The organism is Tsukamurella ocularis (assembly GCF_965138335.1).
GTDB lineage: Bacteria > Actinomycetota > Actinomycetes > Mycobacteriales > Mycobacteriaceae > Tsukamurella > Tsukamurella ocularis_A.
In genome coordinates this window covers 21,529-42,931 of sequence record NZ_CBCSDV010000033.1, presented here as the reverse complement: position 1 = coordinate 42,931, position 21,403 = coordinate 21,529, and the positions used below count along the sequence as shown (strand labels likewise).

The following is a 21,403-nucleotide window of genomic DNA, read 5'->3' as shown; positions in this document are numbered from 1 at the left end:
GGGCCCGGCTGCGCCGGGCCGGGCTGGGCGGGACGCTGCGTCGGCATCGCGCGGGTGGAGGGATCGTCGAGCGGCTGCTGCGGCCGCTGGATCGGCACCGCGGTGGTCTCGGGGGCGCCCTGCTGGACGGGGTCCGCGCTGTCGACGACGACCACCCGGCCCGCGGCCTCCGCGGCGTTGGCGCGCGCCACCTCGACGGTGTCGGCCGTCGCCACCGCGACGCCGAGCCGCCGCTTGGCGTAGCCCTCCGGCTTGCCGAACAGGCGCAGGTCGCTCTCGGGCACGTCGAGCGCGCGGGCGACGCTGTCGAAGGCGACCGAGCTGCTGTCCTTGGTCCCGTAGATGACCGCCGACGCGGCCGGCGACATCAGCGACGTGTCCACGGGCAGGCCGAGGATGGCGCGGGCGTGCAGCTCGAACTCGGAGAGCCGCTGCGAGCCCAGCGTCACCAGGCCGGTGTCGTGCGGGCGGGGCGAGACCTCGGAGAAGTAGACGTCGTCGCCCTTGACGAAGAGCTCCACCCCGAAGACGCCGCGGCCGCCGGTGCCGCCGTCGCCGAGGGCGGTGGTGATGCGGCCCGCGACGGAGGTCGCCGCGTCGTAGGCGGCCTGGCTCATCGCCTGCGGCTGCCAGGACTCGACGTAGTCACCGTCGGACTGCCGGTGACCGATGGGCTCGCAGAACCGGGTGACCACCTTGCCGCGCTCCGCGTCGTAGACGCGCACCGTGAGCAGGGTGATCTCGTAGTCGAAGTCGACGAAGCCCTCGACGATCACCCGCTCGTTGCGGACGCGCGCGCCCTCGACGGCGTACTCCCAGGCACCGTCGAGCTCCTCGACCGACCGGACCACCGACTGGCCCTTGCCCGAACTCGACATCACCGGCTTGATCACGCACGGGAAGCCGACCTCGCGGGAGGCCGCGCGCACCTCGTCGAGCGACGAGGCGAAGGCGTACGGCGAACAGGGCAGGCCGAGCTCCTCCGCGGCGAGCTTGCGGATGCCCTCGCGGTTCATCGTCAGCGCGACGGCCCGCGCCGTCGGGATCACCTCGGCGAGCCCCTCCTCGTCGACGGCGACCAGCGCGTCGGTGGCGAGGGCCTCGATCTCGGGGACCACGAAGTCGGGCTTCTCCGCCTCGATGACGCGGCGGACCTCGGCGGCGTCGGTCATGTCGATGACGTGACTGCGGTGCGCGACCTGCATCGCGGGCGCGTTCGCGTAGCGGTCGACGGCGATCGTCTCGACGCCGAGGCGCTGGAAGGCGATCACCACCTCCTTGCCCAGCTCGCCCGAACCCAGCATCAGCGCCTTCGTGGCACCGGGGGTGAGCGCCGTGCCGATCCGGGGGTTGCCGCCGGTCTCGCTGAGGTTCGTCATGGGTCCATTCTGGCAAACGCGCGGCCCCGCGGTGCGCGTGCCGACCAGTCGATTCGTGTTTGCTTCCGATCGTTCTGCGGTGGTGAGCGTTTCATTCGTTATCACTCGGGCCCCGGCGGGAGGCGCCTAGGTTCGGGGAATGAAGGCACTCGTGATCCGGAGCGCCGTCGTCGCGGCGACCGGCGGACTCATCTTCGGCTTCGACACGGCGGTCATCTCCGGCGCCGAGGAACAGATCCAGGACCAGTTCCACCTGTCCGACGCGGCGCTCGGCTTCACGGTGACGACCGCCCTCATCGGCACCATCGTCGGCGCGATCGTCTCCGGTCGGCTCGCGGACCGGTTCGGCCGGAAGAATGTGCTGTACGCGATCGGCGTGCTGTACGTCGTGAGCGCGATCGGCTGCGCACTCGCGCCCACGTCGTCGGTCGAAGTGCTGCAGGCGTTCCGGTTCCTCGGCGGCCTCGGCATCGGCGCGTCGAGCGTGTGCGCCCCGATCTACACCGCCGAGATCGCGCCGCCGAAGTTCCGCGGCCGGCTCGTGGGCCTGGTGCAGTTCAACATCGTCCTGGGCATCCTGGTGGCGTACGCGTCGAACGCGATCATCCGCACCATCCTGGGCGACGACCCGAACGCCTGGCGCTGGATGCTCGGGGTCATGGTCGTTCCGGCCGTCCTCTTCCTCGTCATGCTCCCGACGGTGCCGGAGACGCCCCGTTGGCTCGCCGGACACGGCGACCTCGCGGTCGCGCGCGCCACCTCCGAGCGGCTCTGCTCCACGACGGCGGAGGCCGACGCGCAGATGGCCGAGATCCAGGAGACGCTCGCCGCCGAACGGGGCACCGAGAAGACGAAGTTCTACACCCGCGGCCATCGCAAGGTGATCCTGCTGGCCGTCGCGATCGCCTTCTTCAACCAGATGTCCGGCATCAACGCGATCCTCTACTACGCGCCGCGCGTCATGCAGGACGCCGGCGCCAGCACCAACGCGGCGTACCTGATGTCCGTCGCGGTCGGGGTGATGAACCTGGTCGCGACGATGGCCGCGCTCACCGTGATCGACCGGCTCGGCCGCCGCCGGCTCATGCTGGTCGGCTCGGTGGGCTACCTGGTCTCCCTCGGTTTCATGGCCTCGGTGATGTTCTACTACGAGAGCGACGGCCGCTCGTTCGACAGCACCTCGTCGATCCTGGTCCTGCTGGGCCTCATGGTCTTCATCGCCTCGCACGCCTTCGGCCAGGGCGCGGTGATCTGGGTGTTCCTCTCCGAGATCTTCCCCAACAGCATCCGCGGCCGCGGGCAGGCGCTCGGCAGCCTGACGCACTGGGTGTGGGCCGCGATCACGAGTTTCGCGTTCCCGCCGATCATCGGCGCCTTCGGCGGCGGCGTCGCGTTCTCCATCTTCTTCGGGTTCATGGTGCTGCAGCTGCTCTGGGTGATAAAGGTGATGCCGGAGACCAAGGGCATTCCGCTCGAGGAGATGGCCGAGCGGTTGGGCCTCGACGAGGAGGTCTCCGCCGAGCCACCTGCCACGAAGGGGATCTGAGATGACCGATCGGACGCTGTGCCTGGGCGAGGCACTCGTCGACGTCGTACTGCGCGACGGCGCCGAGCCGTCCGAGCACGTCGGCGGGAGCCTGTTCAACGTCGCGTGCGGGCTGGCGTCGCTCGGCGATCCGACGTCGATCCTGTCGTGGTGGGGGCGGGACGTGCGCGGGCACCGCATCGCCGAGACCGCGGCCCGGGCGGGCGTGGAGGTGGTCCCCGGGTCCGACGGCGCCGCCAACACGCCGCTCGCGTACGCGAACGTCGACGCCGAGGGGCGCGCGACCTACGAGTTCGACCTCACCTGGGAGGTGCCGGCCGTCGAGTCGCTGGAGCGGTACGGGCACCTGCACACGGGGAGCTTCGCCGTGACGCTCGCGCCGGGCGCGAACGGCGTCGCCGACGTGGTGCGCCGGATCCGGGACCACGCCACCGTCTCCTACGATCCGAACATCCGGCCCGCGCTGATGGGCACGCCCGCCGAGGTGCTGCCCCGAGTGATGGAGCTGATCGCGCAGGCCGACGTGGTCAAGGCCAGCGACGAGGACATCGCCTGGCTGCACCCCGACGAGCCCGTCGAGGACGTGATGCGGCGCTGGATCGCGGCCGGCCCGGCCATGGTGGTGCTCACCCGCGGCCCCTGGGGCGCGTACGCGCTGCTCGCCGGCAACCGGGACATGCTGCACGTCGACCAGCTGACCGTGGAGGTGGGCGACACCGTCGGCGCCGGCGACTCGTTCATGGCCGGGCTGGTCTCCGGGCTGCTCGACGCCGGCTACCTGGGGTCGCGGTACGCCGCCCGCCGGCTCCGGGCCGCGCAGTGGAGCGACGTGCAGCCCGCACTGCACCGCGCCGTCATCACCTCCGCGCTCACCGTGAGCCGGGCCGGCGCGTACGCACCGTCGATGGACGAGGTACGGGCCGTGCGGGCACAGGATCCGACGCTGCGCTGACGGGTGCCTCGGCGGGTCACGGCACCGGCAACGCAGGGGTGGTGTGTTCGCACCGGAGCCATGCGCGGCACGCATGACCGACGTATTCGCAGGTCAAGTGCGTATTGCTCGACGTCAGCCATGCACTGGACGCATACCCCCGATGATCCGCGCGCGCTGCCGACCGCGAAGTCGGGGAGCGAACCCCGCGCGGGGGCCGACCGCTCCCCTGCTGCACGAACGGCTTCCCGTGGGGGTAGGACCGCCGGAGCCGCGGATCGGTGTCGAGCGGGGGACGACGCGGCGACCTTCACGGGGCACGGCGCCGGAGCGGCGGCGGCGCTCGCCGCCGTCGCACCCGAGGTCATGCGCGACACGCATGACTCGATGCGCCAAGAATGCTGTTTGAACTGCGGCTTTGTGTGCCATGCGTGGCGCGCATGGCTTCTCCGCGCGACATCGAACCCCACTCAGCCCGACGAAAGCAGGCCTGATTCGGAGGGACCTGACAGCGGATTCCAAGCCGGGCGTCGCATCATTGGATCCAGCGCGGTCGCGGTGACCGCACCGACCGAAGCGAGAACCCATGACCGAACCCACCGATCCGCAGCCGACTCCCACCGCGCCGATCCCGCCCGCGCCGGCGGCCACCGCAGCGCCCGCCCCAGCGCCGCAGGAGGCGGCACCGCCGAAGACCGGCCCCTCGAGGAAGCTGCTCATCGCGGCGATCGTCTTCGGGCTCATCGGGATCAGCGGCGTCAGCTTCACCGCCGGCTACTGGACCAACGAGGTCACCGGCGGGCACAAAGGCCATTCGATGCAGCAGCGCGGGCCGGGCGGGCACGAGGCGCAGCGACACGGGCCCGGCCGCGGCGAGGGGCCGCGGATGAACCGCGTGACCCCGAGCGCTGCGCCCTCGGCGACGCCGACCCGGGCCCCGACGCCCTAGGGCCTCAGACGATGGCGCGGCGGACGATGGTCTCGTCGCGGCCCGGGCCCACACCGATGCAGGAGATGTGCGCGCCCGAGAGCTCCTCGAGCCGCAGCACGTAGTCCTGCGCGTTCTTCGGCAGCTCTTCGAAGGTGCGGCACTGGGAGATGTCCTCCCACCAGCCCGGCATCGTCTCGAAGATCGGCTTCGCGTGGTGGAAATCGGTCTGGTTGGGCGGCATCTCGTCGTACCGCACGCCGTCGATCTCGTAGGCCACGCAGATCGGGACGTTCTCGATGGAGCTGAGCACGTCGAGCTTGGTGAGGAAGTAGTCGGTGATGCCGTTCACGCGGGTGGCGTAGCGGGCGATCACGGCGTCGAACCAGCCGCAGCGGCGCGCGCGGCCGGTGGTGACGCCCACCTCGCCGCCGTGCTTGGCGAGGTACTCGCCCCACTCGTCGAAGAGCTCCGTCGGGAACGGGCCCGAGCCGACGCGGGTGGTGTACGCCTTGAGGATGCCCAGCACCGTCGTAATGCGGGTGGGGCCGATGCCCGAGCCCACCGACGCGCCGCCCGACGTGGGGTTCGACGAGGTGACGTACGGGTAGGTGCCGTGGTCGACGTCGAGCAGTGTGCCCTGCGAGCCCTCCAGCAGCACCGTCTCGCCGCGCTCGAGCGCGAGGTTCAGCTCGAGGCGGGTGTCGGCGATGCGGTGCTTGAAGCTCTCGGCGAGCTCCAGCGTCTCGTCGACCACCTGGCGCGGGTCGAGGGCGCGCCGGTTGTAGATCTTGGTGAGCACCTGGTTCTTGAACTCGAGCGCCGCCTCGACCTTCTGGGTCAGGATCGACTCGTCCAGCACGTCCTGCGCGCGGACGCCGACGCGGGCGATCTTGTCCTGGTAGCAGGGGCCGATGCCGCGGCCGGTGGTGCCGATCTTCTTGTTGCCGAGGAAGCGCTCGGTGACCTTGTCGATCGCGACGTGGTACGGCATGAGCAGGTGCGCGTCGGCCGAGAGCAGCAGGTTCGACGTGTCGACGTCGCGCGCCTCGAGGCCGTCGAGCTCCGCGAGCAGGACCGACGGGTCCACCACGACGCCGTTGCCGATCACGTTCTTCACGCCGGGTGTCAGGATGCCCGACGGGATGAGGTGCAGCGCGAACTTGTCGCCGTTGGGCAGGACCACCGTGTGGCCGGCGTTGTTGCCGCCCTGGTAGCGCACCACCCACTGGAGCTTCTCCCCCAGCAGATCGGTGGCCTTTCCCTTACCTTCATCGCCCCACTGGGCGCCGATCAGCACGATCGCAGGCATGGACGATCTCCTTCCGGCTCGAAACTCACCTCGATGGATTCCCCTGGATAACGTCGAGCCGTGCCGCAACCTTACAGTAGGTGCGGTGAGCTCCGTGACCCAGAGCACCGTCGTGGTGCGCGCCCCCGATGTCCGTATCCCGGGCAGCCTCCGCGACCTCGAAACGATCACCGTCGACCTCGACTCCGCGAAGGCGGAACTGAAGCAGAAGCTGACGTTCCCGAAGCGGATCGTGGTCGCGGGCCCCGACGACCTGCTGGCGGCGGTGATCGCCCGGCTGATGGCATCGGAACGACTCGACGTCGAGGTGGCGTACGCGCCCACCCAGAACTCGCACGCCTCGGCGATCTACCCGCCGGGCGATCCGCTGACCGGCACGCCGCGCGCCGTGCCGCTGATCCGCGACGACCGCGGCTTCGTCCTCGTCGGCAAGGCGAAGGTCACCGGGCCCGACGGCGGCCCGCTCACCGGCGAGACCTTCGTGGACTCGGAGAAGCTGTTCACCGGGCAGGCGAAGGCCGTGATCATCGAGCCGACCGGCACGAACGAGGGGGGCGGCGTCCGCGCCCGGCTCGCGAAGGGCGTGCGCCGACGGTGGCTGTCCGGTCGCGCCGCGCAGACCGGCGGGCTCGAGCTCGTCGTGACGCGCGACGGCCGCACCGATCCGAGCGTCGTGACCCGCGCGACCTTCTACCGCAACACCGACGACTGGCTGCTCATCAGCTGACGACGCCGCCGCTCACTCGGGCGGTTTCGGCGCGTCCTTCTTCTTCGGCACGTCGCGCATCTGCGCGACGGCCGAGGTGCGGGAGAGGCCTGCGACCTGCAGCAGGTCGACGATCGTCGAGCGCAGCTGGCCGTAGATCATCACTTCGTTGAGCGTCTCGCTCTCCTCGAGGTGCAGGGCGTTCGCGCGCCGGGCGGACGACCGCAGCACTCGCGCCGCTTCGGCCTGATCGGGCTGCGTCCCCGGCTCGGCGAGCACCACGTCGCGCAGGGTCTTGAACGCATCGGCGAGCCTCCCGATCTCGGTGACCAGCGCAGGGTCGATCTTCTCCCCCGCCTGATTGGACCCGAGCGCCCGCCGCGCCATGACCCGGATGTTGCGCACCGCGTTGTCGAGCGGATCGGCGATGGCCTGCAGCTTGTCCATCCGCTGCCGCGAGCTCCAGAACATCGGCGAGACCTTGGTGATCTCGATGCCGCCCGCGAGGTCGCTGGACAGCTGGTCCAGGTCGGGCTGCGTGGCGCGGGCCGTCTCCAGCGCCCATTCGAGCGAGGAGATGTCGCGGTCCGTCAGGCCGGCGGCCACCGAGGCGACGACGCGGCGCATGGTGTCGAGGACCTTGGCGGCGTCCTTGCGGGGCCGTCGCGCGGGGTTGTTCGGGATCAGCGCGACGATCACCACCCCGACGAGGCCGCCGATGAGCGCGTCGAGCATCCGGGTCCAGCCGCCCGTCGAACCGGGCGGCAGCAGCGTCGCGACCAGGACGGCGGAGGACGCCGCCTGCATCGGCACGAGCGGCCCGCGGTCGGCGAGGACGGCGACGGCCATGGCGATCGCCACCACGAGGGCCAGCTGCCAGGGGCCCGTGCCGATCACGGAGATCAGCAGGTCGCCCACGCCGATCCCGACGGTGACGCCGCCGACGAGTTCCAGGGACCGGCGCAGCCGCTGGTTGAGCGAGAGCCCGAGCGAGATGATCGCGGCGATCGGCGCGAAGAACGGCGAGACGTGCCCGATCACGTCGTTCGCGATGAACCACGCGATGCCCGCGGCGACCGCGCACTGCAGGATGGGCAGTTTGGCGTTCCAGAGCCGCTTGGTGCGGCTCTGGATCACCTGCGGCAGCGCGTTGTGCCGCCGGAGGATTCGGCTACGCGCCGAGTCCGAGGGCGCCGGCGGCTTCGGGGTCACAGTCGTTCAACAGGTCCAGGCAACGGAGGTACTCGTCTTCCTCGCCGATCGACTGCGCGGCACGGGCCAGCGCGGCCACCGCCCGCAGGAATCCGCGGTTGTTCTCGTGGCTGTACGGCACGGGGCCGAAACCGCGCCAGCCCTGGCGGCGCAGCTGGTCGAGGCCGCGGTGGTAGCCGGTGCGCGCGTAGGCGTAGGCGGCGACGGCCTCACCGGCGTCGAGCGCCCCCTCGGCGAGCACGGCCCACGCCAGCGAGGACGTGGGGGCGTCGGCCGCCACCTCGGCGGCCGGGCGCCCCTGGTTCAGTTGCAGTTCCGGCTCTTCGTCGATGTCGAGCAGGACCGGGGGCGGGCCGAGGAGATCTCCGAAGGACGTCATTGCTCCAGTGTTCCATGCGGCGCCCGCGGACGGGCGGACGACGTGCGTGCCCGCACAACGCACCGATCACCGCGGGTGCGTGCCCGCTAGGGTGTCAGGTGTTCCGCGTGCGGTGCGCCGCGGCGGTGGAGGAACGGCTCACGAACGAGGGGATGGCACAGGCGATGGCGCGGGATGACAACCGAGGACCCCTGTCGCGGCTTCGTGACCTGCGCGGACGCCTCGCCGCCTGGCCCGCCGCCCCGCTCCACGAGCACCAGGAGACCGCCGGCGAGCTCGGCAGCGCGCCCGCCGACGCCGTGACGCCCTCGCACTCCGACCCCCTCGCGCGACTCGTCGAGGAGGCTGCGCCCGCCCCGTCGCCGGGCGAGGCCCCGACCACCGCCATCCCCGTCGACGGTGCCGCCCGCTCGGCCGCGTCCGAGGCCGGGGGCGGCGACGAGGATGCCGACGACGCCGGGAGCGCACCGTCCGAGGCCGAGACCCGGGTGCTGCCCGCCGCCGGTCGCGCACTGGTCGGCGAAGACGCCCCCAGCGAGAGCGAGGACGAGCCCGAGACTGACGCCGCGGGCGAGACTGAGGTCAAGGGCGGCGACGCAGCGGAGGAGGCCGACGAGGACTCCGCCGCCGAGGAGGCTGCGGCGTCGCCGCTGCGGACCGTCGGGCCGGTGGTGACCACGTCGCCCGGCGCCGACGACACGGAGACCACCGTCCTGCCCGTCGTCCAGCGCCCGAGCACCGCCGAGACCACCGCCTTCCCCGTGCAGAGCCGCCCGGCCGAGGAGGCTCCCGACGAGCCCGGCGAGGGCGCGCAGCAGGAGGCGGACGAGCCGGCGGTGACGCCCGGCACCGACGCGACGGCCGAGACCGAGACCGACGAGCAGGCCGCGGCCGACGAGCAGGCGGACGACGCGGACAGTGCCGAAGGCGCCGACGGNGCCGACGGTGCCGAGGGCGCCGNCGGGGCCGAGGGGGCGGACGGGACCGACGGATCCGACGGTGCCGAGGGGGCGGACGGGACCGACGGATCCGACGGTGCCGAGGGGGCCGAGGACGACGGCCCGTCGGTCGCCACCGCGGCTGCCGGGGTCGCGAGTGCCGCCGCCGTGGTCGCCGGAGCAGCCGCAGTCGCGGGCGACGCTCAGGACGAGGACCAGGACGGCTCCGCCGAGGCCGACGAGCCGGCGGACGACACCGCCGAGGAGCAGGACGCGGCGGAGGAGGAGGCGGAGGAGGCGTCGACCGAGATCACGGACGAGGCCGCCACGAGCGAGGGCGACGACGGCGACGCGCCGGAAGCCGACGCGCAGGACACGCCCGACGCCGCGGACGACGCAGCCGCCGACGAGGCNGCGACGACGGCGATCCCGACGGCCCCGCGGCCGGACCAGGCGATCATCGACACCGAGCAGAACGAGCTGCCGGACGCGACCCCCGAGACCGAGGCGATCCCGCTCGNGCNGNATTCCGCGCCGAAGAGCAGGCGCACCCTGTGGATCGTCGCGGCCGTTGCGGTGGCGATCGTCGTGATCGTCGCGGCGATCGCGCTGCTGGTGCCGAAGGCGGGCTCCGGCTCGTCGAGCGACCCGCGGCAGCAGGCGGCCAATGCGACGACGTCGTTCATCGACGCGGTGAGCCGCGGCGACCTCGCCGCCCTGCGCTCGCAGACCTGCGGCAACGCCAAGACCTACTACGACGGCCTGGGCGACGGCGAGTGGCAGCGCGTCTACGGCAACGCCAAGGCCGACGGCCTGCTCCCTGAACTCGACGGCCTCCAGGCCGTGGACGTGCGCGGCGACAAGGCGGAGGTGCAGGTCGAGGTGCACTACGCCAACAAGCCGAGCGCGAAGGTGCGCAACACCCTCACGCTGGAGAAGGACGCGGACACCTGGAAGGTGTGCACCCGCGTCGGGGCGCGATGAGCACCCCGTCGGAGGATCCGACCCTCCGCAATCCGAAGCCCGCGCAGCAGCCGGCGCCGAAGCCGGAGACCCCGGCGCCCGCGCCGCGTCCGGCACCGTCGGAGCCCAAGCTCGCGTACTCCGAGGTGCCGGACCGGCCCACGCCCCGGACCGACCGGATCACGCGCGGCGCGGGCCGCGTGACCCCGCCCCGGCGCACCGCGACGCCGCCGGTGGCCGCCCCGCACCGGATGGCGCCGCGCCCGCACCCAACGCACGGCCCGCAGCAGCACCGTCCGCCGGCCCAGCAGGCCCGCGCGCAGCAGCGGCCGCCGCAGGCCCCGCCCCGGCCCGCGCACCCCGCCCGGCCGGCGCAGGGCGCACCGTCGAACCCGCCGGCGCCGCAGGCCCAGAACCCGACCCCGGAACGCGCACGGCCGCGGCTCACCGGCCCGGAATGGGCGGCGGCCGCGGCCATGATCGTGCTCGTGCTGGCCGTCCTCCTGGGACTGGCGCTGGCCTGAGTTACTTCGCGCTGATGGACTTTCCGGCGGAGTGCAGGTCGTTGCACGCCTCCACGACCCGCTCTGCCATCGAGCTCTCGGCCTTCTTCAGGTAGGAGCGCGGGTCGTAGGTCTTCTTGTTACCGACCTCACCGTCGACCTTGAGGACACCGTCGTAGTTGGCGAACATGTGCCCGGCCACCGGACGGGTGAACGCGTACTGCGTATCGGTATCGACGTTCATCTTCACCACACCGTGGCCCAGCGACTCCTCGATCTCGCTCTTGAGCGAGCCCGAACCACCGTGGAACACGAACGAGAACGGCTTGCTGCCCGCGGGCAGGCCCAGCTTCTCCGACGCGACGGCCTGCCCGTCACCGAGCACGGACGGACGCAGCTTCACATTCCCCGGCTTGTACACGCCGTGGACGTTGCCGAACGTGGCGGCGAGCAGGTAGCCGTCGGTGCCGAGCGCGTCGACCGTCTTCGCGAAGTCCTCGTCGGAGGTGAACAGCTTGTCGTTGATCTCGTTCTCGACACCGTCCTCCTCACCACCGACCACACCGATCTCGATCTCCAGGATGATGTTCGCCGCCTTGCACTTGGCGAGCAGCTCCTGGGCGATCTCCAGGTTCTCGTCCAGCGGGATCGCCGAGCCGTCCCACATGTGCGACTGGAACAGCGGGTTCTGCCCGTTGTTCACGCGCTCCTGCGAGATCGCCAGCAACGGCCGCACCAGGCCGTCCAGCTTGTCCTTCGGGCAGTGATCCGTGTGCAGCGCCACCGTCACGTCGTACTGCGCCGCCACCACGTGCGCGAACTCCGCCAACGCCACCGCGCCGACCACCATGTCCTTCACACCCAACCCCGAACCGAACTCGGTACCGCCGGTGGAGAACTGGATGATCCCGTCACTGCCCGCATCGGCGAAACCCTTGATCGCCGCATTGATCGTCTCACTGGACGTGCAATTGATCGCCGGGTAGGCGTAACCGCCCTCACGGGCGCGGTCCAGCATCTCCCGGTAGGCCTCGGGGGTGGCGATGGGCATGTCTGTCCTCCTGAGCGGTTCGGCGTTTCCAGGTGCAAGACTATCGCCATGGAGCTCGCAGTTGGGCTGGTCGCCCTCGTGGCCACGGTTCTGGTGGTCAGCGCTTTCTGTGACCGTCTGGGTCTGGCCGCACCGTTGGTGTTGACGGTGGTGGGCATCGGTGTGTCGTTCATCCCCGCGGTGCCCGACGTGCCGCTCAACCCCGACGTGGTGCTGCTGGGGCTGCTGCCACCGCTGTTGTACGCGGCGGCGTCGAAGGCCTCGCTCGTCGACTTCAAGGAGAACATCCGTCCGATCGGGATGCTCTCGGTCGGGCTGGTGCTGTTCACCGCCGCGGCCGTCGGCGTCGTGACCTCGTACCTGCTCGACATCCCGTTCGCCGCGGGGCTCGCGCTGGGCGCCATCGTCGGGCCGCCCGACGCGGTGGCGGCGACCGCGGTGGGCCGGCGCATCGGCCTGCCCCGCCGGGTGACGACGCTGCTCGAGGGCGAGTCCCTGTTCAACGACGCCACCTCGATCGTGCTGCTCCGGACGGCGATCGCGGCCGTCGCCGGCACCGTCGGGTTCTGGCAGGTGCTGGGCTCCTTCGCGCTCAGCGCGCTGGGCGGCGCGGCCGTCGGCGTGGTCGCGGCGCTGCTCATCCGGTACGCGCTGCGCCGGCTCACCGATCCCGTGCTCACCACCGGCATCAGCCTGATCAGCCCGTGGATCGCCTATCTGCCCGCCGAGCACATCCACGGTTCCGGCGTGGTCGCGACGGTGGTCGCGGGCCTCATCGTCGCGTACCGGGCGCCCACCGATCAGACGGCGATCGGCCGCATGTCGGCGCGGATCAACTGGAACACCATCCAGTTCCTGCTGGAGAACGCCGTCTTCCTGCTCATCGGCCTGCAGATGCGCACGATCTTCGTGGGGGCCGCCGACTCGCCCATCGGCTGGCCCCTCATCATCACGACCTGCGTCGCCGTGATGGTCACGGTGATCCTCGCGCGCATGGTGTGGTGCGCCCCGTCGGCGCTCATCGCCATCAAGGTGGACGACGCCGACGAGCGGCTCAGCGCCGGCGAGACGACGGTCCTGTCCTGGGCGGGTATGCGCGGCGTGGTCACCCTGGCCGCCGCGTTCATCCTTCCCCTGGACTTCCCCGACCGCGAGGTCCTCGTCTTCGCGGCCATGGTCGTGGTGGCCGGCAGCCTCCTGATCCAGGGGTCGACGCTGCCCGCGCTCGCCAGGCTGCTCAAGGTGCAGGGGCCGAACGCGCGCAGCGACGCGCTGCAGCAGGCCGTGGTCATGCGGGCCGCGCTCAACGCCGGCCTCGCCCGGCTGGACCAGATCGCGGCCAGCCCCGAGAACACCGTCCCCGCCACCGTCCTCGACGGGGTCCGGGAGCACACCATCAATCGCGAGCGGGCGTTCTGGGAGCGCCTCGGTCCGGACTCCGCGAACACGCCCGCCGCGCAGCTCCGCTCGATCCGGCTGCAGATGATCGCCGCCGAGCGCGAGGAGGTGCTGCGGATGCGCGACGCCGGCCAGGGCGACCACGAGGTGCTCGAGCAGGTACTCGCCAATTTCGACGTCGAGGAGGCCATGCTGGAGGTCTCCGCGGTGCGCAACGAGCGCATCGCGGTGGCCGAGTTGCTGACCCCGCCGTGGGCGCAGGACGAATGTGACCATCTTCGCGTTTCGGACGAATTCGCCGACCCGGTACCGCTCAGCGAGACCTGCCTCGAGTGCATCCCGTCGGGCCACAACCCCGTCGCCGTGCGAATGTGCCTGACCTGCGGGTACGTGGGCTGCTGCGACTCCTCCGAGGGCAAGCACGCGACGGCCCACTACGAACTCACCCGGCACCCGGTGATCCGCAGCTTCCAGCCCGGGGAGTCGTGGCGCTGGTGCTACGTCGACGAAGTGTTGAAGTAATCGGGGCACGCGGGCCGGTATTCTGGTCCGCGTGCCTCTCAACGACCTGACTCTGGCCGCCTCGACCACCATGCAGGCGTTCGCCCTCAAGGACATCACCGATCCGGTGGCCGTCCTCAACGCCTTCGGCGGCATCGCCCTGATCGGCCTGCTGCTGGTGGTGTTCATCGAATCCGGCGTGCTGTTCCCCGTTCTCCCGGGTGACTCGCTGCTGTTCGTCGCCGGCCTGCTGACCGCCGCCGGGACCGGCACCGCCGTCGGCGAGGCGACGTACACGGGCTCGGCGATGTCGCTGCCGGTGCTGCTGATCGCGACGCCGATCGCGGCGATCCTCGGCTCGCAGGTGGGCTACTTCATCGGCCGCTTCGGCGGCGAGAAGTTCTTCAAGCCCGACGCCCGGTTCCTCAAGACCAAGTACCTCGACGAGTCGCACGAGTTCTTCGAGAAGTACGGCCCCGCCACGCTGATCCTCGCCCGCTTCGTCCCGTTCGTGCGCACCTTCGCGCCCATCGCCGCGGGCGCCGCGAAGATGCACTACGCCAAGTTCGTCATCTGGAACGCGATCGGCGCCGTGATCTGGGCCGACGGCATCCTACTGCTCGGCGTGTGGCTCGGCAAGATCGACTGGGTCCGCGAGAACATCGACAAGATCTTCATCGGCATCGTGCTGGTCTCGGTCCTGCCCATCGTGTGGGGCGTCGTCAAGAAGTACCTCGCGGGGCGGCGCGCCGCCGCCGCCGATACGGGCGCCTAGGCCCCGTCCGTGCTCGAATTCGTCCAGACCGCCGGGCCGGTGATGATCTGGCTCGTCGTGGCCGGATTCGTGTTCTGCGAGTGCGCCTTCATCATCGGGCTGTTCCTGCCCGGCGATTCACTGCTGCTCACCGCCGGACTCGCGATGGCCACCACCGGCCACTCCGCCTTCTCGGTGTGGGGGCTGGCGCTGGCCGCCTTCCTCGCGGCGATCGCCGGTAACCACGTGGGCTACGGCATCGGCGTCAAGATGGGCGACCACGTGCTCGCCAAGCAGGACGGCCGCTACCTCAACGCGCACAACCTGCACCGCGTCAAGGAACTGATGGACCGGCACGGCTTCCTCTCCGTGCTCATCGCCCGCTGGATCCCGTGGGTCCGCACGCTGTGCCCGCTGGTCGCCGGCGCAGTCGGCATGAACAAGCGGACGTTCACCATCGCCTCGGTGCTGGGTTCGCTGATCTGGGCGCCGTTCCTGCTGCTCGTGGGCTACTACGCCTCCTCGGCGCTGCAGGACTACAAGTGGATCCTCGATTGGGCGCTGCGCGGCATGATCGTCATGCTCATCGTCGGCACGATCGTCGGGATCGTCGGCTACCGGCGCGAGATGCGCAAGCCGAACGTCACCGTCGACCTCGATGACTGACGGCCCGGAGTCGGGACGACTGCGATGACCGTCCTGCAGACCCGCGACCTGTCCGTCGCCTACGCCGACCGCACCCTGTTCTCCGGGCTGGACCTCGTGATCGCGCCGGGCGACGTGGTCGGGCTCGTCGGTGCCAACGGGGCCGGGAAGTCGACGCTGCTGACCCTGCTCGCCGGGATGCGCGCGGACGGCGGCCCGGACGTCACCGGCACCGTCGATCTCTCCCCCGCCGACGCGGAAGTCGGATACCTGGCGCAGGAGCACGAGCGCCGGCCCGGCGAGACCGTCGCGCAGTTCGTCGCGCGACGCACGGGCGTCGCGGCCGCCCAGGAGGCCATGGACGCGGCCGCCCTCGCCCTCGCCGACGATCCCGACACCGACCTGTACACGCCCGCCCTGGACCGGTGGCTCGCCCTCGGCGGCGCCGACCTGGAGCAGCGGCTCGCGGCGATCCTGTCCGACGTGGGGCTGGACGCCCCGGAGAGGGAGATGACGGGGCTCTCCGGCGGGCAGGCCGCCCGCGCCGGCCTCGCGGCCGTGCTCGCGTCGCGGTACGACGTGCTGCTGCTCGACGAGCCCACCAACGACCTCGACCTCGCCGGGCTGGAGCTGCTGGAACGCTTCGTCGCCGAGGCCTCGACCGCGATCGTCGTGGTCTCGCACGACCGCGAGTTCCTGGCCCGGACGGTGACCACCGTCGTGGAGCTCGACCTCGCGCAGCAGCAGATCGGCGTCTACGGCGGCGGCTACGAGGCCTACCTGGTGGAGCGCGACGTCGCGCGGCGGCACGCGCGCGAGGAGTACGACGAGTACGCCGGCAGGCTCTCCGACCTGCAGGACCGCGCGCAGATGCAGCGCAATTGGATGGAGCACGGCGTGCGCAACGCGCGCCGGAAGATGAAGAGCGGCTCCGATCCCGACAAGGCGGGCCGCAAGGCGCGGCTCGAGTCGACGGAGAAGCAGGCGTCGAAGGCGCGGCAGACCGAGCGCGCGATCGAGCGGCTCGAGGTGGTCGCCGAGCCGCGCAAGGAATGGGAGCTGCGGATGGAGATCCTCGGCGCTCCCCGGAGCGGGACCGTCGTGGTGACCGCGTCGGGGGCCACGGTCGCCCATCCCGGCCTCACCGTCGGGCCGATCACGGTGAGCGTCGAGTACGGCGACCGGATCCTGCTCACCGGGCCGAACGGGGCGGGCAAGACCACGCTGCTCGGGCTGCTGCTCGGCCGCCTGGCCCCGTCCGCGGGGACGGTGACGCTCGGTTCCGGGGTCGAGGTGGGCGAGGTCGATCAGGCCCGCGGCCGCTTCCTCTCCGACGGTCCGCTGGTGGACGCCTTCTGCGCGGAGGTGCCGGAGACGCCGCCCGCCGACGTGCGGACGCTGCTCGCGAAGTTCGGGCTGCGCGGGCACCACGTGCTGCGCCCCGCCTCGTCGCTCTCGCCCGGCGAGCGGACCCGCGCGGCGCTCGCGCTGCTGCAGGCGCGGGGCGTGAACCTGCTGGTCCTCGACGAGCCGACCAACCACCTCGACCTGCCCGCGATCGAGCAGCTCGAGCAGGCCGTCGAGTCCTTCGACGGCACCGTCATCCTGGTCACGCACGACCGCCGGATGCTCGACACCGTCCGCGCGACGCGCCGCTGGCGCATGGCCGACGGTGCCCTGACGGAGGACTGACGCTGGTCCGGCACCCCGGCGCTCGCGGCCGCGCGCGTACTCAGCCGGCGTCGTGCATCGTGACCGCGTAACCGTCGGGGTCGAGAAAGGTGAAGGCCGTTCCGAACGGGCTCGGGGCGGGCGACCGGACGATCGAGACGCCCGCCCCGACGAGCTCCTGGTGCAGGGCCTCGGCGTCGTCGCATCGCATCCACAGCGCCACCCCTACGCCGGGGCGCGGTGCCGCCCCGTCCACGTCGACACCGGGCAGCGGCTCCCGAACCGCGAAAGGCACCGGGCCTTCGAAGACGACGGCTCCGGGTGGCGACTGCGGCGCACGGCGCAGGTGAACCGCCGATTCGTAGAACGTCGCCGATCGCTCGAGGTCGCGCACCTGCAGGGCGAGGAAGTCGGGTCCGGTAAGAGTGCTCATGTCGTGCCTCCTGTTCAATGTCAGCTTTCTGACAATCGTCACTGTATGTCAGAATGCTGACATGACGCAAGAGGTGGACGCCCTACAGAGCCGCATCGGCTACCGGATCAAGGAGGCGCAGGTCGCGATCCGGGTCCGGATGGAGGAAGGACTGCGCCCCTTCGACCTGTCCGCGGCGCAGTACGCCGCCCTCGAACTCATCGACCGCACGCCCCGTATCTCCAACGCTCAGCTCGCGCGCGACGCCTTCGTCACCCGGCAGTCCATGAACACCATGATCAAATCGCTCGAACGACGCGGCCTGATCACCCGTGCCACCGAGGCGCCGTCCGGACGGGAACTGCCCACGACGCTCACGCGCCGGGGAACCGAACTCCTCCGCGCGGCGGCGGTCACCGTCAGCGCCATGGAGACGCAGGCCGTCGCGCACCTGTCCGAGACGCAGCAGCGGCAGCTCCTCTCCGGACTCGAAAGCGTGATCACAGCGCTCCGCCCTCCGGACGCCTGACCGCCACCGACGACGAGGGCCGTTCACCGCCGAAGCGAAGACGCCCAGCGGCTGTCAGAGGTGCCGCGTGGGGTCCATCCGCTGATGCAGGACGCGGACGACGTCCACGCCGTCGATGCGGGGTCGGTAGAAGATCAGATCGCTCCCCATGGCGTACCGTCGGTAACCTTCGCGGACGTCGTCGCACACGCGACCTCGATCGGGGTCCTCAGCGATCCGTTCGATCGCGGCGCGGATCTCGACCAGGTAAGTCTCCGCTTGGCGGACGTCCCAGCGTTCCTCCGCGTAGTCCCAGATCGATGAGAGGTCGCGTCGTGCGGCAGGAGTGAGCCGATAGCCGGTCACGACTTCTTGGCGGCGATGAATTCGTCGAAGTCGAAGGCGTCCGGCGTTCCGCTCTCCTCGCCCTCGATGAGGGCGCCGCGAAGTGTCGCCATCCGGGTCTCGTGGTCCTCGAGCATGCGGAGCCCGGCACGCACCACTTCGCTCGCTGACCGGTACCGGCCCGTCGCGACCTCGCGCGCGAGGAACTCCGTCATGTGGTCGTCGAGGCTGATCGACGTGTTCGTCGCCATGAGTGCAAGGTACCAATGATTGGTAACGGACGCTCGCAGAGTCGTTCCGGAACACCGGCGAGCCCTGCATGTGACCCCTTGCACATCTGTATAAGTCGACTTACAGTGAGGTTCACCCCACCGAGGAGACGGCATGCAGAAGATCGACCGCAACCGCGGCCTGAACCCGGAGACCGACTACGTCGAGATCTCACGGAACCTCGGGACGTACGACTTCCCGTGGGACATCACGCAGGCGCTGAGCTTCGCGCTGTTCCGCACGTACGCCGTGCCCAGCATCGGCCGCCTCCTGGCGGACACGGGCGAGTTCACCGAGCGCGTGCAGAAGCGCTACGACGACACGGCGCTCCTGCTGGAGGTGCCGCTGCTCAAGGGCTTCGCCAGCCCCGAGGGCAGGGCGGCCGTCCGGCGGATCAACCAGATGCACAAGATGTACGACATCTCCGACGACGACATGCGGTACGTGCTGTGCACCTTCGTCGTGGTCCCGATCCGGTGGATCGCGGACTACGGCTGGCGCGACCTCACCGAGGCGGAGAAGCTCGCGACGGTCCGCTACTACCAGGCCCTGGGCAAGCACATGGCGATCCCGGACATCCCCGCCACGTACGACGAGTTCGCCGACTACATGGACACCTACGAGGCCGAGCACTTCGCCTTCGACGAGGGCGCCCGCCGCGTCGCCGACTCCACCTTGGACCTGCTCAAGAGCTTCTACTTCGCACCCGCCCGACCGGCGATCGGCGTCTTCAGCCGCGCCCTCATGGACCCGCCGCTGCTGCGCGCCTTCCGCTACGACGATCCGGGGCCCCTCGTGCGCCGGCTCTCCGTCGGCGCGATGAAGCTGCGTGCCCGGCTCCTCGCCGTGCTGCCGTCGCGGCGCACGCCCGCGCTGGTGCGGAACAACCACCGGATCCGGAGCTACCCGAAGGGATTCCGCACCGAGGCGCTGGGCACCTTCGCCCCGGGCTGCCCCGTGCACCGCGGCACGACCGCCGACACCGCCGACACCGCGGACGCCGTCGAGACCCGCTAGCGCACAGCCCCTCCCCCGCCGCCGCGCTCGCGCAGCTCCGCCAGCGCGTGGTGCTGGCCGAGCCGGATCGCCGCGACGGTGCAGCCGAGCGCGGAGGCCGCCTCCTCCGCGGACAGGCCCACCGCGATGCGGAGGATCAAGATCTCGCGATGACGGACGGACAGCTCCTGCACGGGTGATCCGACCGGCGACGGGGCGGCCGCCTCAGCCCTCGTCACGGTGTGCGCCGCGATGCGGTAGACGAACGCCGCGAAGTCCCCGTCGCGCGGTTGGTAGCCGGGCAGCTCCCCCAGCACCCGGCGGCACACCGCGTGCGCGAGGCGGTCCGCGCGACCACCCGATGCGGACACCCGGGCGCGGCAGTACCGCACGACCGAGGGGCGGACCGAATCGAGGACGTCGCGAACCGCACGTCGGTCGCCGCACTGCGCAGCTCGCACGGTGTGGCCGAAGTCCACTCCGCTCCGCTTCATCGCGCCCCTCCCTGCGGCACACCGACGTGGGTTCCCCGGCTAACGACCCTACCTTCCTATACAGACATGTCAATTCTGACCTGTTAGGTTCGGAGTATGAGTCTCCGCTACGCCGCTCTCGGGCTGCTCGCCAAGAGGCCCGGCAGCGGCTACGACCTCCTACGGCGGTTCGAGCGATCCATCGGCAACTTCTGGGCGGCGACGCAGAGCCAGCTCTACACCGAGTTGGGCCGGCTCGAGCGGGACGGCTACATCGAGGTCGTGGACACCGGCCCACGGTCGCGGAAGGTCTACTCCGCGACCGACGCCGGCCGCGCCGACCTCGCGGACTGGATCAGCCGGCCGGTCATCGACACGCCGCCGCACAACACCAAGCTGCTGCGCGCCTTCCTCCTCACGGAGGTCGACGACGCCGTCGCGGACCGGTTCTTCGACACCGTCGTCGCCGACGCGCAGGCGCGGATCGACACCCTCACCGCCATCCGCGAGGGGCTGCCTCACCTCGAGAACGTGAGCGCCTTCGACCGGATCTCGATCGACCACGCTCTCCGGCACAGCCGCACCGAGATCGAGTGGGCCACAGCCGCACGGGAGACCCTCGCCGAGGAGCGCGCCCGGCGCGACGGGCCGCCGGCCTAGCCGCTCGGGCGCAACCCGCTCAGGCCCGCTGCCCGAGGACGTGCAGGCGGAGCTCCGGGATCACCGTGTCCCACGTGGCGGGCGGCGGGATCTCGTGCCCGGGGCCGTGGAGCGCGAGCAGCCGCGCGCCCGGGATCATGCGCACCAGGGCCTCGCCGTGCGGGAGCGGGAACAGCGGATCGTCGGCGCTGTGGATCACCAGCGTCGGGGCGGCGATGGCCGCGGGATCGACGGGCGGCGCCGGCTCCGCGAGGAAGTGGTTGTTCAGCGACGCCTCCATGTTCCGGGTGCGGCGCACCTCGCGCGTCGCGATCGCCCGCGTCCGCTCCTCGTCGAGGCCGCCCGGGCCCGCGTAGGGCCGCTCGACGTCCACGCGGTAGCCGATGACGGCCGCCTCGTCGGACCAGTCGATCGCGGGCGGCGGCTCGGTGAAGGTCGCCGCCACGGCGGGCGTCGGGCCCGGCAGCGGGCCGTGCTCGCCGCCCGCGGGGCTGGACTCGATCAGCGTCAGCGACAGCACCCGTTCGGGCGAGCCGACCGCGAGCGTCTGCCCGATCCCGGCGCCCATGGACATGCCGACGACGTGCGCGGCCGCGATGCCGAGGGCGTCGAGGATCCGCAGCGGGTCGGCCGCGAGGTCGGCGCCGGTGTACGCGGGCGCGCCCGGCGGCGAGGCGCTCGATCCGCCGGTGTCCCGGTGGTCGTAGCGGATCACCCGCAGGTCGTCGCCCGCGAGCCGGGCGCAGAACTCCGGCGTCCACCAGTCCATGGACTGCCCGCCGCCGGCGACGAGCAGCACCGCCGGACCGTCGGCGTCCCCGATGACGTCCACCGCCAGGGCGACCCCGTCGACCTCGATGACCTGCATGGCGACCTCCTCGGTCTGTGAGCCGCGGGCGCGGCTCGGTGTCGCGCGCGGCTC

General features: G+C 71.3%; 23 protein-coding genes. 13 read left to right on the top strand and 10 right to left on the bottom strand.

The window, feature by feature from the left end:
* The coding region (gene purT / locus ACNAYW_RS21500) for a formate-dependent phosphoribosylglycinamide formyltransferase (protein WP_415851673.1) at nt 1-1,379 on the bottom strand (1,379 nt) is incomplete at its 3' end.
* Between the two features lie 139 nt (nt 1,380-1,518).
* Here purT and ACNAYW_RS21495 point away from each other — a divergent pair.
* The 3 genes from ACNAYW_RS21495 to ACNAYW_RS21485 all read left to right on the top strand — a co-directional run bounded on the left by ACNAYW_RS21495 (nt 1,519) and on the right by ACNAYW_RS21485 (nt 4,805).
* Entirely contained in the window at nt 1,519-2,925 is a 1,407-nt protein-coding gene (locus ACNAYW_RS21495; RefSeq protein WP_415851672.1) for a sugar porter family MFS transporter, read from the top strand.
* 1 nt (nt 2,926) lies between these two features.
* Nucleotides 2,927-3,877 (top strand): carbohydrate kinase family protein, encoded by a 951-nt coding sequence (locus ACNAYW_RS21490; protein WP_415851671.1) that lies wholly within the window; start codon nt 2,927-2,929, stop codon nt 3,875-3,877.
* A gap of 565 nt (nt 3,878-4,442) precedes the next feature.
* Nucleotides 4,443-4,805 (top strand): hypothetical protein, encoded by a 363-nt coding sequence (locus ACNAYW_RS21485; RefSeq protein WP_415851670.1) that lies wholly within the window; start codon nt 4,443-4,445, stop codon nt 4,803-4,805.
* Between the two features lie 4 nt (nt 4,806-4,809).
* Here the strand turns inward: ACNAYW_RS21485 and ACNAYW_RS21480 are convergent, their stop codons facing one another.
* The gene (locus ACNAYW_RS21480; protein ID WP_415851669.1) at nt 4,810-6,096 is read right to left on the bottom strand and encodes an adenylosuccinate synthase; all 1,287 of its coding nucleotides are present in this window, start codon (nt 6,094-6,096) and stop codon (nt 4,810-4,812) included.
* A gap of 85 nt (nt 6,097-6,181) precedes the next feature.
* Here ACNAYW_RS21480 and ACNAYW_RS21475 point away from each other — a divergent pair, with 85 nt between their 5' ends.
* Nucleotides 6,182-6,823 (top strand): hypothetical protein, encoded by a 642-nt coding sequence (locus ACNAYW_RS21475; protein WP_415851668.1) that lies wholly within the window; start codon nt 6,182-6,184, stop codon nt 6,821-6,823.
* Nucleotides 6,824-6,835: 12 nt separating this feature from the next.
* Here ACNAYW_RS21475 and ACNAYW_RS21470 read toward each other — a convergent pair whose 3' ends face one another.
* Together ACNAYW_RS21470 and ACNAYW_RS21465 are read right to left on the bottom strand one after the other, a co-directional pair.
* On the bottom strand, nt 6,836-8,014 hold the full coding sequence (locus ACNAYW_RS21470; RefSeq protein ID WP_415851667.1) for an FUSC family protein: 1,179 nt from the start codon (nt 8,012-8,014) through the stop codon (nt 6,836-6,838).
* Nucleotides 7,974-8,393, bottom strand: coding sequence for a DUF3151 domain-containing protein (locus ACNAYW_RS21465; protein ID WP_415851666.1), 420 nt, complete (start codon nt 8,391-8,393; stop codon nt 7,974-7,976). The genes ACNAYW_RS21470 and ACNAYW_RS21465 overlap by 41 nt, the downstream gene beginning before the upstream one ends.
* A 1,490-nt stretch (nt 8,394-9,883) precedes the next feature.
* Between ACNAYW_RS21465 and ACNAYW_RS24720 the strand changes: the two genes are divergently transcribed.
* Complete coding sequence (locus ACNAYW_RS24720) at nt 9,884-10,315, top strand: Rv0361 family membrane protein (RefSeq protein WP_462972180.1); 432 nt, start codon at nt 9,884-9,886, stop codon at nt 10,313-10,315.
* Nucleotides 10,312-10,818 carry a hypothetical protein gene (locus ACNAYW_RS21460; protein ID WP_415851665.1) on the top strand — a complete coding sequence of 169 codons (507 nt, stop codon included), beginning with the start codon at nt 10,312-10,314 and terminating at the stop codon, nt 10,816-10,818. The genes ACNAYW_RS24720 and ACNAYW_RS21460 overlap by 4 nt, the downstream gene beginning before the upstream one ends.
* 1 nt (nt 10,819) lies before the next feature.
* Here the strand turns inward: ACNAYW_RS21460 and fbaA are convergent, their stop codons facing one another.
* On the bottom strand, nt 10,820-11,848 hold the full coding sequence (gene fbaA, locus ACNAYW_RS21455) for a class II fructose-bisphosphate aldolase (RefSeq protein ID WP_415851664.1): 1,029 nt from the start codon (nt 11,846-11,848) through the stop codon (nt 10,820-10,822).
* A 48-nt stretch (nt 11,849-11,896) separates the two neighbouring features.
* Between fbaA and ACNAYW_RS21450 the strand changes: the two genes are divergently transcribed.
* From ACNAYW_RS21450 to ACNAYW_RS21435, 4 genes are read left to right on the top strand one after another with little or no spacing between them, the layout of a single operon-like run.
* Nucleotides 11,897-13,768, top strand: coding sequence for a Na+/H+ antiporter (locus ACNAYW_RS21450; protein ID WP_415851663.1), 1,872 nt, complete (start codon nt 11,897-11,899; stop codon nt 13,766-13,768).
* A 31-nt stretch (nt 13,769-13,799) separates the two neighbouring features.
* Nucleotides 13,800-14,522, top strand: a complete 723-nt coding sequence (locus tag ACNAYW_RS21445; RefSeq protein ID WP_415851662.1) for a DedA family protein — start codon at nt 13,800-13,802, stop codon at nt 14,520-14,522.
* Nucleotides 14,523-14,531: 9 nt separating this feature from the next.
* Complete coding sequence (locus ACNAYW_RS21440) at nt 14,532-15,167, top strand: DedA family protein (RefSeq protein ID WP_415851661.1); 636 nt, start codon at nt 14,532-14,534, stop codon at nt 15,165-15,167.
* 24 nt (nt 15,168-15,191) lie between these two features.
* Nucleotides 15,192-16,838: an ABC-F family ATP-binding cassette domain-containing protein gene (locus tag ACNAYW_RS21435; protein WP_415851660.1), complete on the top strand. Its 1,647-nt coding sequence runs from the start codon at nt 15,192-15,194 to the stop codon at nt 16,836-16,838.
* Nucleotides 16,839-16,878: 40 nt separating this feature from the next.
* Here the strand turns inward: ACNAYW_RS21435 and ACNAYW_RS21430 are convergent, their stop codons facing one another.
* Entirely contained in the window at nt 16,879-17,250 is a 372-nt protein-coding gene (locus ACNAYW_RS21430) for a VOC family protein (RefSeq protein ID WP_415851659.1), read from the bottom strand.
* 61 nt (nt 17,251-17,311) lie between these two features.
* Between ACNAYW_RS21430 and ACNAYW_RS21425 the strand changes: the two genes are divergently transcribed.
* Entirely contained in the window at nt 17,312-17,758 is a 447-nt protein-coding gene (locus ACNAYW_RS21425; protein WP_415851658.1) for a MarR family winged helix-turn-helix transcriptional regulator, read from the top strand.
* 54 nt (nt 17,759-17,812) lie between these two features.
* Here the strand turns inward: ACNAYW_RS21425 and ACNAYW_RS21420 are convergent, their stop codons facing one another.
* Nucleotides 17,813-18,103: a type II toxin-antitoxin system RelE/ParE family toxin gene (locus tag ACNAYW_RS21420; RefSeq protein ID WP_415851657.1), complete on the bottom strand. Its 291-nt coding sequence runs from the start codon at nt 18,101-18,103 to the stop codon at nt 17,813-17,815.
* The gene (locus ACNAYW_RS21415; RefSeq protein ID WP_415851656.1) at nt 18,100-18,333 is read right to left on the bottom strand and encodes a type II toxin-antitoxin system ParD family antitoxin; all 234 of its coding nucleotides are present in this window, start codon (nt 18,331-18,333) and stop codon (nt 18,100-18,102) included. The genes ACNAYW_RS21420 and ACNAYW_RS21415 overlap by 4 nt, the downstream gene beginning before the upstream one ends.
* Before the next feature lie 133 nt (nt 18,334-18,466).
* Between ACNAYW_RS21415 and ACNAYW_RS21410 the strand changes: the two genes are divergently transcribed.
* The gene (locus ACNAYW_RS21410; RefSeq protein ID WP_415851655.1) at nt 18,467-19,369 is read left to right on the top strand and encodes an oxygenase MpaB family protein; all 903 of its coding nucleotides are present in this window, start codon (nt 18,467-18,469) and stop codon (nt 19,367-19,369) included.
* On the opposite strand, the gene ACNAYW_RS21405 is transcribed toward ACNAYW_RS21410, so the two are convergent.
* Nucleotides 19,366-19,842: an RNA polymerase subunit sigma gene (locus tag ACNAYW_RS21405; RefSeq protein WP_415851654.1), complete on the bottom strand. Its 477-nt coding sequence runs from the start codon at nt 19,840-19,842 to the stop codon at nt 19,366-19,368. The two genes, ACNAYW_RS21410 and ACNAYW_RS21405, sit on opposite strands and share 4 nt — an antisense overlap.
* Before the next feature lie 96 nt (nt 19,843-19,938).
* On the opposite strand from ACNAYW_RS21405, the gene ACNAYW_RS21400 reads away from it, so the two are divergent.
* Nucleotides 19,939-20,481, top strand: a complete 543-nt coding sequence (locus tag ACNAYW_RS21400; RefSeq protein ID WP_415851653.1) for a PadR family transcriptional regulator — start codon at nt 19,939-19,941, stop codon at nt 20,479-20,481.
* A 19-nt stretch (nt 20,482-20,500) separates the two neighbouring features.
* Here ACNAYW_RS21400 and ACNAYW_RS21395 read toward each other — a convergent pair whose 3' ends face one another.
* A complete protein-coding gene (locus ACNAYW_RS21395; protein ID WP_415851652.1) occupies nt 20,501-21,349 on the bottom strand; it encodes an alpha/beta fold hydrolase in 849 nt (282 codons plus the stop codon).
* Between the last annotated feature and the right edge of the window lie 54 nt (nt 21,350-21,403).